This is a genomic window from Clostridioides sp. LIBA-6622 (assembly GCF_056716095.1).
Genome location: NZ_CP196998.1, coordinates 1 through 15,000, shown reverse-complemented (window position 1 = coordinate 15,000; position 15,000 = coordinate 1). Strand labels below are relative to the sequence as shown.

At 34.6% G+C, this 15,000-nt stretch carries 11 protein-coding genes and 2 rRNA genes (1 of these 13 only partly in view); all 13 read right to left on the bottom strand.

The features are described 5' to 3' along the window. A 23S ribosomal RNA gene (locus ACTG47_RS00065) occupies positions 1-2,447 on the bottom strand (it extends 450 nt beyond the left edge of the window). A gap of 240 nt (positions 2,448-2,687) precedes the next feature. Next, positions 2,688-4,190: ribosomal RNA gene (locus tag ACTG47_RS00060) — 16S ribosomal RNA — on the bottom strand. The 16S and 23S rRNA genes sit together here, the layout of an rRNA operon. Positions 4,191-4,371: 181 nt before the next feature. Next, complete coding sequence (locus ACTG47_RS00055) at positions 4,372-5,145, bottom strand: SigB/SigF/SigG family RNA polymerase sigma factor (RefSeq protein WP_479925752.1); 774 nt, start codon at positions 5,143-5,145, stop codon at positions 4,372-4,374. Beyond that, positions 5,145-5,552, bottom strand: coding sequence for an ATP-binding protein (locus tag ACTG47_RS00050; RefSeq protein ID WP_054275544.1), 408 nt, complete (start codon positions 5,550-5,552; stop codon positions 5,145-5,147). The genes ACTG47_RS00055 and ACTG47_RS00050 overlap by 1 nt, the downstream gene beginning before the upstream one ends. Positions 5,553-5,555: 3 nt before the next feature. After that, entirely contained in the window at positions 5,556-5,873 is a 318-nt protein-coding gene (locus ACTG47_RS00045) for an STAS domain-containing protein (RefSeq protein WP_054268631.1), read from the bottom strand. Between the two features lie 11 nt (positions 5,874-5,884). Next, on the bottom strand, positions 5,885-6,145 hold the full coding sequence (locus ACTG47_RS00040) for a hypothetical protein (protein ID WP_021386594.1): 261 nt from the start codon (positions 6,143-6,145) through the stop codon (positions 5,885-5,887). Further along, complete coding sequence (locus tag ACTG47_RS00035; RefSeq protein WP_169469367.1) at positions 6,145-6,441, bottom strand: YtxH domain-containing protein; 297 nt, start codon at positions 6,439-6,441, stop codon at positions 6,145-6,147. The genes ACTG47_RS00040 and ACTG47_RS00035 overlap by 1 nt, the downstream gene beginning before the upstream one ends. Positions 6,442-6,509: 68 nt before the next feature. Beyond that, positions 6,510-8,936: a DNA gyrase subunit A gene (gene gyrA, locus ACTG47_RS00030; protein WP_169469365.1), complete on the bottom strand. Its 2,427-nt coding sequence runs from the start codon at positions 8,934-8,936 to the stop codon at positions 6,510-6,512. 19 nt (positions 8,937-8,955) lie between these two features. After that, positions 8,956-10,857, bottom strand: coding sequence for a DNA topoisomerase (ATP-hydrolyzing) subunit B (gyrB, locus tag ACTG47_RS00025; protein WP_169469363.1), 1,902 nt, complete (start codon positions 10,855-10,857; stop codon positions 8,956-8,958). Beyond that, positions 10,858-11,973 (bottom strand): DNA replication/repair protein RecF, encoded by a 1,116-nt coding sequence (gene recF / locus ACTG47_RS00020; protein ID WP_169469360.1) that lies wholly within the window; start codon positions 11,971-11,973, stop codon positions 10,858-10,860. Positions 11,974-11,989: 16 nt separating this feature from the next. Then, positions 11,990-12,196, bottom strand: a complete 207-nt coding sequence (gene yaaA / locus ACTG47_RS00015; protein ID WP_003420479.1) for a S4 domain-containing protein YaaA — start codon at positions 12,194-12,196, stop codon at positions 11,990-11,992. A gap of 136 nt (positions 12,197-12,332) precedes the next feature. Beyond that, positions 12,333-13,439, bottom strand: a complete 1,107-nt coding sequence (gene dnaN / locus ACTG47_RS00010) for a DNA polymerase III subunit beta (RefSeq protein ID WP_169469358.1) — start codon at positions 13,437-13,439, stop codon at positions 12,333-12,335. 241 nt (positions 13,440-13,680) lie between these two features. Beyond that, positions 13,681-15,000 (bottom strand): chromosomal replication initiator protein DnaA, encoded by a 1,320-nt coding sequence (gene dnaA / locus ACTG47_RS00005; RefSeq protein ID WP_207716274.1) that lies wholly within the window; start codon positions 14,998-15,000, stop codon positions 13,681-13,683.

The following is a 15,000-nucleotide window of genomic DNA, read 5'->3' as shown; positions in this document are numbered from 1 at the left end:
CCAGGGTAGCTTTTATCCGTTGAGCGATGGCCCTTCCACGCAGAACCACCGGATCACTAAGTCCGATTTTCATCCTTGCTCGACCTGTATGTCTTGCAATCAAGCTCTCTTTTGCCTTTACACTCTACGTACGATTTCCGACCGTACTGAGAGAACCTTTGAGCGCCTCCGTTACCTTTTGGGAGGCGACCGCCCCAGTCAAACTGCCCACCTGACAGTGTCCCAAGACCAGATTCATGGCCTATGGTTAGAGTCCCAGTACTACAAGGGTGGTATCCCAAGGATGGCTCCGCCAAAACTGGCGTCCTGGTTTCAAAGCCTCCCACCTATCCTGTACATGTAGTACCAAGACCCAATGTCAAGCTACAGTAAAGCTCCATGGGGTCTTTCCGTCCTGTCGCAGGTATCCGGCATCTTCACCGGAATTACAATTTCACCGAGTCTGTTGTTGAGACAGTGCCCAAATCGTTACGCCTTTCGTGCGGGTCGGAACTTACCCGACAAGGAATTTCGCTACCTTAGGACCGTTATAGTTACGGCCGCCGTTTACTGGGGCTTAAGTTCACTGCTTCGATTACTCTAACAGATCCCCTTAACCTTCCAGCACCGGGCAGGCGTCAGCTCCTATACATCGTCTTGCGACTTAGCAGAAACCTATGTTTTTGGTAAACAGTCGCTTGGGCCTATTCTCTGCGGCCACCGGATGGTGGCACCCCTTATCCCTAAGTTACGGGGTCATTTTGCCGAGTTCCTTAACAACAGTTCTCTCGCGGGCCTTAGGATACTCTCCTCACCCACCTGTGTCGGTTTGCGGTACGGGTACCTTTAACCTCGATAGAGACTTTTCTTGACAGTGTGAAATCAGCTACTTCGCTACTAAATTTCGCTCCCCATCACATCCCAGCATTATCAAAGCGGATTTACCTACTCTGACTGCCTCAATGCTTGGGCACACATAACCAACAGTGTGCTTAGCTTATCCTACTGTGTCATCCCATCTCTCAAACGGTTATCGGTAGTACAGGAATATCAACCTGTTGTCCATCACCTACGCCTTTCGGCCTCAGCTTAGGTCCCGACTAACCCAGGGCGGACGAACCTTCCCCTGGAAACCTTGGGTTTACGGCCTGTGGGATTCTCACCCACATCTCGCTACTCATGCCAACATTCTCACTCCCATACTGTCCACATGTCCTTACGGTCATGCTTCAACCCGTATGGGAAGCTCCCCTACCCATCATAATGATGCCGTAGCTTCGGTAGTAAGTTTTAGCCCCGGAAATCTTCGGCGCAGGATCACTCGACCAGTGAGCTATTACGCACTCTTTGAATGAGTGGCTGCTTCTAAGCCAACATCCTGGTTGTCTGTGCAATCCCACATCCTTTACCACTTAACTTACATTTAGGGACCTTAGCTGACGATCTGGGCTGTTGCCCTTTCGACTATGAATCTTATCACCCACAGTCTGACTCCCAAGTATAAGATGACGGCATTCGGAGTTTGATAGTCTTCGGTAGGTGCAATACCCCCTAGGACATTCAGTGCTCTACCTCCGTATCTCTCACCTTGAGGCTAGCCCTAAAGCTATTTCGGGGAGAACCAGCTATCTCCGGGCTCGATTGGAATTTCACCGCTACCCACAAGTCATCCCCGAGCTTTTCAACGCTCGTGGGTTCGGACCTCCACGAAATTTTACTTTCGCTTCATCCTGCTCATGGGTAGGTCGCCCGGTTTCGGGTCTACGTCAAGTAACTGAACGCTCAGTTAAAACTCGCTTTCGCTACGGCTCCACACCTTAAGTGCTTAACCTTGCTACTTAACGTAACTCGTTGGCCCGTTCTACAAAAAGTACGCGGTCACACAAGAAATGTGCTTCCACAGCTTGTAAGTGCAGGGTTTCAGGTTCTATTTCACTCCCCTCCCGGGGTTCTTTTCACCTTTCCCTCACGGTACTATACGCTATCGGTCACTAGGTAGTATTTAGCCTTGGAGGGTGGTCCCTCCTGCTTCCCACAGGGTTTCACGTGTCCCGTGGTACTCTGGATCATATCTAAAGTCTTCTCGTTTAACATACAGGACTATTACCTTCTGTGGTGGGTCTTTCCAAACCTCTTCAATTACGATACCTCTTCGTTATGATATGTCCGCAACCCCAATAAAGAAAACTTTATTGGTTTGGGCTCTTCCGCGTTCGCTCGCCGCTACTTACGGAATCGAATTTCTTTCTCTTCCTTCAGGTACTTAGATGTTTCAGTTCCCTGAGTTCCCCTCATTAAGCTATGAATTCACTTAATGATACTTAGACATTACTCTAAGTGAGTTTCCTCATTCGGAAATCTTCGGATCAAAGTTTACGTGCAACTCCCCGAAGCTTATCGCAGCTTATCGCGTCCTTCATCGGCTCCTAGTGCCAAGGCATCCGCCCTGCACCCTTAATAACTTGACCAGTTAAAAAGGTTTGATAGATTAAAGTCTATCAACTTGATAATTTTAAAAAGTTATCAGCTTTATATATTACAAATTAGATGTCATATCACTAAATATATATGCAGTTTTTAAGGTGCTAACGCACATCTTCAACAAACAAACTTCACATTGGTTTAGTTTATCTAGTTGATTCAAGTGCTAATTTTGAGTATTCGTAAAAACGAACCCTCAAAATTAAACAGTAGGCAATTCTCCTTAGAAAGGAGGTGATCCAGCCGCACCTTCCGATACGGCTACCTTGTTACGACTTCACCCCAGTTATTGATTCCACCTTCGACGACTTCTTCCAAAAGGTTAGATAATCGGCTTCGGGCGTCTCCAACTCCCGTGGTGTGACGGGCGGTGTGTACAAGACCCGGGAACGCATTCACCGCAGCATTCTGATCTGCGATTACTAGTAACTCCAGCTTCATGTAGGCGAGTTTCAGCCTACAATCCGAACTGAGAGTAGCTTTAAGGGATTAGCTCCACCTTACGGCTTGGCAACCCTCTGTACTACCCATTGTAGCACGTGTGTAGCCCTAAGCATAAGGGGCATGATGATTTGACGTCATCCCCACCTTCCTCCAGGTTATCCCTGGCAGTCTCTCTAGAGTGCCCAACTTAATGATGGCAACTAAAGACAAGGGTTGCGCTCGTTGCGGGACTTAACCCAACATCTCACGACACGAGCTGACGACAACCATGCACCACCTGTCACCAATGTCCCCGAAGGGAACTCTCCGATTAAGGAGATGTCATTGGGATGTCAAGCTTAGGTAAGGTTCTTCGCGTTGCTTCGAATTAAACCACATGCTCCGCTACTTGTGCGGGTCCCCGTCAATTCCTTTGAGTTTCACTCTTGCGAGCGTACTTCCCAGGCGGAGTACTTAATGCGTTAGCTGCGGCACCGAGGGGGGTAACCCCCGACACCTAGTACTCATCGTTTACAGCGTGGACTACCAGGGTATCTAATCCTGTTTGCTCCCCACGCTTTCGTGCCTCAGCGTCAGTTACAGTCCAGAGAGCCGCCTTCGCAACTGGTGTTCCTCCTAATATCTACGCATTTCACCGCTACACTAGGAATTCCACTCTCCTCTCCTGCACTCAAGTCTCCCAGTTTCAAGAGCTTACTACGGTTGAGCCGTAGCCTTTCACTCCTGACTTGAAAGACCGCCTACGCACCCTTTACGCCCAGTAAATCCGGATAACGCTAGCCCCCTACGTATTACCGCGGCTGCTGGCACGTAGTTAGCCGGGGCTTCCTCCTCAAGTACCGTCATTATCTTCCTTGAGGACAGAGTTTTACGACCCGAAGGCCTTCATCACTCACGCGGCGTTGCTGCATCAGGCTTTCGCCCATTGTGCAATATTCCCCACTGCTGCCTCCCGTAGGAGTTTGGACCGTGTCTCAGTTCCAATGTGGCCGATCACCCTCTCAGGTCGGCTACTGATCGTCGCCTTGGTAAGCCGTTACCTTACCAACTAGCTAATCAGACGCGGGTCCATCCTGTACTGGCTCACCTTTGATATTTAAGAGATGCCTCTCAAATATGTTATCCCGTATTAGCATACCTTTCGGTATGTTATCCGTGTGTACAGGGTAGGTTACCCACGCGTTACTCACCCGTCCGCCGCTCTTTACCGAAGTAAATCGCTCAACTTGCATGTGTTAGGCACGCCGCCAGCGTTCATCCTGAGCCAGGATCAAACTCTCAAATAAAAGTTTATCAGGCTCAGATACTATTGTTATCAAAATATCTGGCTTTATGGTTTGTTTCTTAATATAAATTAACCTACTGTTTAATTTTCAATGTTCGTGTTTATTTCTTTTTCCTTTTTTCAAGGACAAGTAATACTATACCATCTTTAAAACAGTAGGTCAATACTTTTTTTATATTTTTTTATAAATTCTTTTCATATTCTTTTTTTAGCTTTTCTACTACCTTTTTCTCCAGTCTAGAAACAGTCATCTGAGATATCTCTAACTCCTTAGCTATACTAGATTGTGTTTTATCAAAGAAAAACCTATCTTTAAATATTTTCACTTCCAATTCATTCAAAGTTTTAACAAACTTATTAATAAAATCTTCATACTCTATACTTCCAAAATTACCTTCTTCTTTTCCTATCTTATCAATAAGAGTTATATCTTTATCTTCTGAATCATCATTGCTTGATGAATCTAAAGACATAGGTTGATACCCATAGGAAGCTTCCATAGCCTCTAGAACATCTTCTTCACTAACTCCTATATAATCAGCTATATCTTTTACTTTTGGATGCTTTTTATTTTCTTGTTCTAGTTTAATCTTTGCATCACTTATCTTTTTACTTAATTCCTGTATTCTTCTTGGTACTCTAAGTGTCCATACTTTATCTCTAAAATATTTTTTTATTTCTCCTACTATAGTTGGTGTCGCGAAACTGGAGAATTCAAATCCTTTTTCAACATCATATCTATCAATAGCATAAATTAATGCTAATGAAGCAACTTGATATATATCTTCAAAATCAACACCTTTATTTATATACTTCTTAGCTAACAGTCTTGCTAAATACAGATGCCTTTCAATAAGAATATTCCTAATATCTACATTTTTATTTTTATTATATAAATTAAATAGCTCTTTTGTATCCATATTTAGGTAATGTGTAGCATTAGCTACATTTTTCATTAAATATCAACTCCTAAATATTTAGTCATTTTTATTTTTGTTCCTTGATTGTACTCTGATTCAATATCTACATCATCCATTAAAGTTCTAATTATAAACAATCCAAGACCACTCTCTTTTGGATTCTCTAAATCTGGTGTACTTATTGAGCTAACATCATATCCTTTTCCATTATCCTGAATTTCTATATTAATTGCATTATCTAAAATATTAAATACTATATTAAACACATCATCCTTACTGTGCTTTATTGCATTTGTACACGCTTCTGATACTGCTACCTTTATATCTTCTATATCATCTATTGGAAATCCCATCTTATTAGCAATTCCAGACGCTGTTAATCTTATTATACTAACATAATCCGGATTTGTAGTAATTTCCATCTTTATAGTCTCACAAGCCAAAGTCTATCCCTCCACTTTAAATATTTTATCTAGACCTGTTATAGTAAAAATCTTTCTGACATTACTCTTAGGATTTACTATGTATATCTCTTTTTCATTTATTTTTAATTTTTTTAATACACCTATCATAGCTCCTAAGCCTGTTGAATCTATATAATCTAAATCTTTAAGATTAATTTTTACGTCTAACATATTTTTTTCTATCAAGTTATGCAAATGTTCCTTTAGTTTATCTGCTGTAGAAACATCAAGCTCTCCATCAAGACAAACATTCCAAAATTTATTTTGAGAATCTAAATTTGAATCTATATTCATAGACATGTAAAAACCTCCTATTTCCTCTTAATAATTTTAAATATATTTCCTATACTCATTATTTTGTTAATTACATAAACTATATCATCTATTCCCTTTGATATTGATGACGCATTCTCAACAATATCCTGTATGTGTCTTTCATTATAATCTACAATTTTATAAGCCTTTTCAACAACCTTATTTAGACTATTTAGAGTTTTAGCTAAATAAATTGCTACTATAAGAGCAGAGCTTCCTACTAACACTGCTCCAATCTGCCACCCCCATGCATTCATTAGTTAACATCTCCCTCGTCATCAAAGCTTTTACTTATTACTATATCTTCTTCAGAAATCTTTATATCTTCTTCATTATTATCATCGTCTACTAAATTTATTATTCTCTCTTTGACATCATTAAATGTTTCATGTAGAACTTCTTTTGGATTTTCTTTCACATCATTAAACTTATCTTTTGTTTCTTTTCTTAATTCAGAACCTTTTTTGGGTGCAAAAAACAGACCAAATACAAAACCTAAAATAGCTCCTATTAATAAAAATCCACCTTTTTTACAACTTCTTTTATTGCACATAACAACTACTCCTTTCAATTTTAAATTTTTATCTAAGTACATTATACAAAAAGAATAGGATATTTATCCTATTCTTCTTCAATATTTATTTTGGCAATCGAAACTACATTGACTTCATCATTAGTTTTCATTAATTTAACACCACTTGTAACTCTTCCAAATAGTGATATCTCATTAACTCTTATTCTAATAAGAACTCCATCAGAATTTATAATCATTATCTCATCATCTTCATTGACCATATCTGCACCTACAATTGTGCCAGTCTTTTCAGAGATATTATAAGTTTTAATTCCTTTACCAGCTCTTATCTGGCTTCTATATTCTTCTATATTTGTTCTTTTTCCAAAGCCATTTTTACTTACAACTAATACATCTGTACCCTTACTACAAAGGTTCATAGACACAACAAAATCATCTTTACTTAAAGTTATACCTTTTACCCCCATTGCTGTTCTACCCATATATCTTATATCATTTTCATCAAATCTTATAGACATACCATCTTTAGTGACTAAAAGTACTTCTTGTTTTCCATCTGTAAGTTCTACTCCAATAAGTTCATCATCATCTCTTAAACCTATAGCAATAAGACCAGATTTATTTATATTTCTAAACTCTTCTCTCTTAGTCTTTTTAACAATACCTTTTTTTGTTGTAAGTAGTAAATATTCATTTTCATCATTTCCATCTATAGGTATCAATGTAGCAATTTTTTCATCTGCTGATAATTGAAGTAAATTCACTATAGCAGTACCTTTAGCTTGTCTTTTACCTTCAGGTATTTCATATGCATTTAGTTTAAATACTCTACCTTTATTTGTGAAGAATAACAATCTACTATGAGTAGTTGTAGTTATTAAGTGTCTTACAAAATCTTCTTCTCTAGTTGTAAGTGCTGAAATGCCTCTTCCACCTCTTTTTTGGCTCTTATAAGTATCTGACGGAAGTCTCTTTATATATCCAAAGTGAGTAAGAGTTATTGCTATTTCTTCATCACTTATAAGGTCTCTCATATCTATTTCGCCTTCAGCATGTCTTATCTCAGTTCTTCTCTCATCAGAATAATTTTCTTTTATTATTGTAATCTCGTCTTTTATTACATTTAAAAGCAATCTCTCATCAGCTAAAATTTCTTTTAATCTATTTATCTTCTTAATTAACTCTTCATATTCAGCATCTATCTTATCTCTTTCTAAACCTGTAAGTCTTTGAAGTCTCATATCTAATATAGCTTGAGCTTGAATTTCAGTTAAATTGAATTTTTCTATTAAACCTTGTTTAGCCTCTTGACCTGTTTTTGAAGCTCTTATCAAACTTATAACTGCATCTATATTATCTAAAGCAATTTTTAATCCTTCTAAAATATGTGCTCTTGCTTCAGCTTTATTTAATTCAAATTTAGTTCTTCTTGTAACAACATCTTCTTGATGTTTAATATAATGATATAATATTTGCTTAAGATTTAAAACTCTTGGCTGTCCATCTACAAGCGCAAGCATTATTATACTAAAAGTATCTTCCATTTGAGAATGTTTATACAGATTATTTAATACTATATTAGCATTAGCATCTCTCTTTAATTCTATAACAATTCTCATACCATTTCTATTACTTTCGTCTCTTAAATCTGATATACCTTCTATTCTCTTTTCTTTAACTAACTCAGCTATTCTCTCAACTAATTTAGCTTTATTTACTTGATAAGGTATTTCTGTAACTATTATTTGTTGTTTTCCCTTTGGAAGCTCTTCTATAAAAGCTCTAGACCTAACTTTAACTTTACCTCTTCCAGTTCTATATGCTTCTGCTATACTCTCTTTCCCCATTATAATCGCAGCTGTAGGGAAATCTGGACCTTGCACAAATTTTATTAAATCATCCACACTGCACTCTGGATTATCAATTAAATATATAGTTGCATCAATTACCTCAGCTAAATTATGTGGAGGTATTGAAGTTGCCATACCAACAGCTATACCATTAGAGCCATTTACTAATAAATTAGGATATCTTGCTGGTAATACTGAAGGCTCTTTTAACGATTCATCAAAGTTTGGTTTAAAATCTACAGTTTCTTTTTCAATATCTCTCAATAACTCTAATGATAATTTACTCATTTTTGCTTCTGTATAACGCATAGCTGCTGGTGAATCTCCATCAACAGAACCAAAGTTACCATGACCATCTACTAAAAGTGCTCTAGTTGAAAAGTCTTGAGCCATTCTTACCATTGCATAATAAACAGCAGTATCTCCATGAGGATGGTACTTACCTAAAACGTCCCCAACAATACGAGCTGATTTTCTGTAAGGTTTATCTGGAGTTAAATTTAATTCACTCATTGAGTACAATATTCTTCTATGAACTGGCTTTAAGCCATCTCTAACATCAGGAAGAGCACGTCCAGCTATAACACTCATAGAATAATCAATATATGACTTTTTCATTTCTTCCGCTATTTCAATAGGGAGTATTTTGTTATTTTCTTCCATGTATACTAATCCCCTCTCTCTATATATCTAAGTTTCTAACAAATCTTGCATTTTCTTCTATAAATTCTTTTCTTGGAGCAACCTTATCACCCATAAGCATTGAAAATACTTCATCTGCAATTGCGGCATCTTCTACTGTTACTTGTAATAAAGTTCTTGTATCAGGATTCATAGTTGTATCCCATAATTGCTCTGCATTCATCTCTCCAAGACCTTTATACCTTTGAAGCTCCGCACCATTTCTTCCAATTTCCTCTAACAATACATTTAGTTCTTTATCTGAATAAACATAATGTTCCTTTTTTTGCTTTGTAACTTTATATAAAGGTGGTTGTGCTGCATAAACATATCCCTCATCTATAAGAGGTCTCATATATCTAAAGAAGAATGTTAATAATAAAGTTCTTATATGGGCTCCATCTACATCAGCATCGGTCATAATTATAATTTTATGATATCTAGCCTTATCTATATCAAAATCTTCTCCAATACCACAACCATAAGCTGTTATCATATTTTTTATTTCATCTGAAGATAATATTCTATCTAGTCTTGATTTTTCAACATTAAGTATTTTACCTCTTAATGGAAGTATGGCTTGACTGTTTCTATCTCTACCTTGCTTAGCCGAACCTCCTGCTGAATCTCCTTCGACTAAGAATATTTCACTTTTAGCAGGGTCTTTTTCTGCACAATCTGCAAGTTTTCCTGGTAAAGATGTACTTTCTAGTACGCTTTTTCTTCTTGTTAACTCTCTTGCTTTTTTTGCAGCTTCTCTAGCTCTTTGTGCTCTTAAAGCTTTATCAACTATTATTCTAGCTGTTGTTGGGTTTTCTTCTAGGAAGGATCCAAGTTCATCAACTGTTACACTATCAACTAGACCTCTCATAAAACTATTACCTAGTTTTGTTTTAGTTTGGCCCTCAAATTGAGGTTCTGGTAATTTAACTGATACTACTGCTGTAAGACCTTCTCTTATATCTTCACCAAGTAGGTTAACATCATTTTCTTTTAAAAATTTATTTCTCTTAGCGTAATCATTTACAGTTTTAGTAAGAGCTGCTTTAAATCCACTTAAATGAGAACCACCTTCATGTGTATTTATATTATTTGCAAAAGAATATATGTTCTCTGTATAACCATCCGTATATTGCATAGCTAGTTCGACAAAACAATCATCAACTTTTTTATCTATATAAACTATGTCATCATGTATACCAGTTCTAGATTTATTTAAATACTTAATATATTCTACCAAACCGCCTGTATAGTGAAATTCTTTTCTTTTTTCTTGGCCTTCCCTTTTGTCTTCAAATACTATTTTTATCCCTTTATTCAAAAAAGAAAGTTCTCTAAGTCTATACTCCAATGTTTCATATTTGAATTCTATTTCATCAAATATCGTCTCATCTGGCATGAACTGAATCATTGTTCCTTTATCTTGTGATTCTCCAACTACTTCAAGTTTAGATGTTGGTAATCCTTTCTCATATGTCTGTTTGTATACTTTTCCATTTAAATAAACCTCTGCTAACATCCATTTTGACAATGCATTAACTACAGAAACACCAACTCCATGAAGACCTCCAGATACTTTGTATCCTCCGCCTCCAAACTTTCCTCCTGCATGAAGATTAGTTAATACTGTTTCTAAAGTCGATTTACCAGTCTTAGGATGTATTTCAACAGGTATACCTCTTCCATTATCCTTTACTAAAACACTGCCATCTTCATTAATAGATACATATATGTCTGAACAATATCCTTGTAAAGCCTCATCTATACTATTATCTACAACTTCATAAACTAAGTGATGTAAACCTCTAGGGCTTGTACTACCAATATACATACCTGGTCTTTTTCTAACGGCTTCTAATCCCTCTAATACTTGTATCTGACTTGCACCGTATTCTTGTTTCATTTAATTTCCTCCATTCTCTATGCTAATAACATTGCCATTTTCAATATTAAATATTGTAACATCCTTTTCATCAAATATCTTTTTATGTGAAACCTCAGCACTTGTTATAAACATTTGAACATTGCTTAAATTGTTTACTAAAAGTTTTTGTCGTGCTTCATCTAACTCACTAAAAACATCATCTAAAATTAATATTGGATATTCTTCAACTTCATTTTTTATTAACTCTATTTCTGATAGCTTTAATGATATTGAAGCTGTCCTTTGTTGACCTTGTGAACCAAAAAGTCTTGCATCTAAATCATTTATGAATATATTTAAGTCATCTTTGTGTATACCATATCTGGTAGTCTTAGATTCTATATCATTAGGTCTATTCGATGACAACTTGGCTAAAAATTTATTATATACTGTCTCTATAGTATCTTCATCAGTTATATTTATTTGATTCTTATATCTAATTGACAATTTTTCAATTCCATTAGTCAAATTCATATGCATATTTTCAGATATATTGGCTATTTTTTTTATAAAATCCCTACGCAAAATATAAATATAACTTCCATACTTTGCCAATGTATCATCATATACATCTAACAAAGCCTCATCAATGCGCATACTTTTAAGCACTCTACTTCTTTGAGAAAGTGTTTTATTGTAATTGGTAAGATATTTATAATATTTAGGCATAATCTGACTAATTTCTTTATCTATAAATGTCCTTCTCTCTTTAGGTCCTTCTTTAACCAGTCTCAAATCTTCAGGAGAAAATATGACAACATTTAAGTTGCCAAGTAATTCCTGTATTTTTTGTAAAGGGACTTTATTTATTCGTATCCCCTTTTTATCTTTTCCAATAATTAGCTCTATTAGACTATATTTATTATATTTTGAAAAACTTCCTCCAATATATAAATTTTCACTATTAAATCTAACCATTTCTTTATCTTTATTGGTTCTGAATGATTTTCCAAAAGAGAGCATATAAATAGATTCTACTATATTTGTCTTTCCTTGACCATTTTTCCCAACAAGAAGATTCACTTTTCCATTAAATTCCAGATGCAACTTTTCATAATTTCTAAAATTAACAAGTTGCAAACTTTTAAGTTTCACAAAAAGTTCTCCTTTTTTACAATACTTTTATTTTAGTTCCTTCTATTTCAACTATATCTCCTGATTTTATCTTTTTTCCTCTTCTTAGTTCTATTTCATCATTTACTGTCACTAAACCTTCTTGAATTAAAAATTTTGCATGACCTCCTGTTGATGCAATCTCTGCTAATTTAAGAAATTGATCCAACTTTATATATTCTGATTCTATAGTTATTTCAGTCATAATAGTTCCTCCTTGTCACTATTTTAAGTAAATCCTATTGATACACTAAAAGTATATTATACCATAAATGTACTTATAAAAGGAGTTGTCTAATATTAGAAAAATTTTTCTACAAAAGACAACTCCTTCATGTCTGCTATATATTTGATGATATTCTTACTGGAAGTAGTAAATAAATATAATTAACATCATCTGTTGGTTTAATTATGCAAGGATTTACATTTGTAGTAAATTCTATAAATATTTCCTCATTATCTATATTTTTTAAACCTTCAATAAAGTATCTAGAATTGAAAGCTATATCTAAATAATCTCCATCTAAATCTATTTCAACTTCTTCATATACATTTCCTTTTTCTGTATTAGAAGTAATCGCCATTACTTTATCTCTTATAGATAATTTTATAAGATTATTTTTTTCTGATTGAGATAATAAAGATGCTCTTTCTATACTATTTAAAAGTTCTTTAGTATTTAACTTGACTCTACTATTATGTTCTCTTGGTAATAATTTTTTATAATCAATAAAATCTCCTTCAAGCAATCTTGTAATAATTTTTGTATCATTAATTATAAAAATAGCATTTTTTTCATTAAATCCAACCTTAACATTATCTTCTCCAGAAAGTAAGCTATTTACATCTATAAGTGTCTTTCCTGGAATTATGACTTTTATATTTTCAGTTAAACTATCCACTGAACAACTTTTTACAGCCAATCTATATCCATCAATAGCTACTAAATTCAAATTTCTATCCACAATTTCTAAAAGTTCTCCCATTAAAATAGGTTTTGTTTGGTCCTGTGAAATAGCAAATACGGTTTGTTTAATCATGTTTTTTAGAATTTCTTGAGGTATGCTATATAAATCTTCTTCGTTTAGTTCTGGTAATTTAGGAAATTCTTTAGCTGGATATCCTTTAATTTTGAATCTTGAATTTACACAATTTATGTAAATATTATTTTCTAAATCTGTTTCTATTTCAACAAAAGAATCTGGTAGCTTTCTAATTATATCTCCAAATAATCTTGCATCTACAACAACATCACCTTTTTCTATAATTTCAGCTTGTACGTAAGTTTCTATTCCTATCTCAGCATCATATCCAGTAAGTTTTAATTGACCTTCTTCTGTAGATATAAGTATACCTTTTAAGAGTTCTATAGTTGTTTTTCCATTAATAGCTTTTTGAGCAATCCCAATTCTATTTGCTAGGATTTTTTGATTACAAATTATTTTCAATGTGGATAACCTCCTTTGGTCTTTTATATAAAAAAATAAGTTAAAATCATAGTAGTAATAGTAGTAGGTGTTGTTGATAATGTTAATAAGTACATATAACGTTATAAATACAAAGATATCAACATGTGTATAAGATGTTAATATCTTTGTTATTAGAGACTTAATTATTTGTTAATAATTTTTATTCAAAAAAGATATTAACAAGTTATCCAATAGATATAAACAGACAAATGTGTATAAATTATCCCTTTAAATCTGATATGATTTTGTCTATTTTAGTCTTAATTTCTTCGCTTTCTTCTATATCTTTAGATACCTTATCATGAGCATGAATTACTGTTGTATGGTCTCTACCCCCAAACTCTTCTCCTATTTTAGGAAGGGATAAATCAGTAAGTTCGCGCGTTAAATACATAGCTATTTGTCTAGGATAAGCTATTGAGCGTGTTCTTTTTTTAGAATTAAAGTCTTCCATTTTTATATTAAATACAGAAGATACTTTTTCTTTTATTCTAAGAACATTTATTTCTTCATTTTTAGATGTTGTTATAATATCTTTCAAAGCTTCTGTAGCAAGATCAAAAGATATAACTCTATTACTAAGAGAAGAATAAGCAACTACCCTAGTTAAGGCACCTTCTAGTTCTCTTATATTTGACTTGATATTTTTTGCTATATATGACATAACTTCATTTGGCACATCTATACGTTCCAATTGAGCTTTTTTTCTAAGTATAGCAATTCTTGTTTCAAAGTCTGGCGCTTGAATATCAGTTATAAGTCCCATTTCGAATCTCGATCTTAGTCTATCTTCTAGTGTAGGTATGTCTTTTGGTGGTCTATCACTAGATATAATTATTTGTTTATTTGCCTCATGAAGAGTATTAAACGTATGGAAGAACTCCTCTTGAGTTCTTTCTTTTCCTGCTATAAATTGAATATCATCAATTAATAATACATCTACATTTCTGTACTTATTTCTAAATTCTTCATTTTTATCGTCTTTTATAGAGTTTATAAGTTCATTAGTAAATTTTTCTGAAGAAACATAAACAACTTTTGAGTCTTTTTTTTGACTAACAATGTGATGTCCTATAGCGTGCATCAAGTGAGTTTTACCTAGTCCAACTCCTCCATACAAAAAAAGTGGATTGTAAGCCTTAGCAGGAGATTCAGCAACTGCAACACATGCAGCATGAGCAAATCTATTGCTATTACCAATAACGAACGTATCAAATGTGTATTTTGGATTTAGGTTAGGGTAAAGTACTCTATAATTTAAATCTGTACTGTCAGAATTTAGGTCAGCAACCTCTTTTTCACTCAATACAAATTTAATATTATATTTTTTTAGTGACAGTTGACTTATGGCATCTTCAATTAAATGTAAATATCTGTTTTCTAAGATATCTTTATTAAAATCACTAGGAGCCAATAGTATTAAGTCATTAAGATGTATTTTTAATGGTACGATGTTTTTAAAAAAGGTATTAAAACTTACTGAAGTTAAGTCACCTTTTATTAATTGTAGGGTTTTGTCCCATAAAGAAACTATATCCAT

Bases quoted from the DNA above. Each gene is read 5' to 3' on its own strand.
- ACTG47_RS00040 (WP_021386594.1), bottom strand. From the start codon at position 6,145: ATGAATGCATGGGGGTGGCAGATTGGAGCAGTGTTAGTAGGAAGCTCT.
- dnaA (WP_207716274.1), bottom strand. From the start codon at position 15,000: ATGGATATAGTTTCTTTATGGGACAAAACCCTACAATTAATAAAAGGT.
- gyrB (WP_169469363.1), bottom strand. From the start codon at position 10,857: ATGAAACAAGAATACGGTGCAAGTCAGATACAAGTATTAGAGGGATTA.
- ACTG47_RS00035 (WP_169469367.1), bottom strand. From the start codon at position 6,441: ATGTGCAATAAAAGAAGTTGTAAAAAAGGTGGATTTTTATTAATAGGA.
- yaaA (WP_003420479.1), bottom strand. From the start codon at position 12,196: ATGACTGAAATAACTATAGAATCAGAATATATAAAGTTGGATCAATTT.
- ACTG47_RS00045 (WP_054268631.1), bottom strand. From the start codon at position 5,873: ATGTCTATGAATATAGATTCAAATTTAGATTCTCAAAATAAATTTTGG.
- gyrA (WP_169469365.1), bottom strand. From the start codon at position 8,936: ATGGAAGAAAATAACAAAATACTCCCTATTGAAATAGCGGAAGAAATG.
- ACTG47_RS00055 (WP_479925752.1), bottom strand. From the start codon at position 5,145: ATGAAAAATGTAGCTAATGCTACACATTACCTAAATATGGATACAAAA.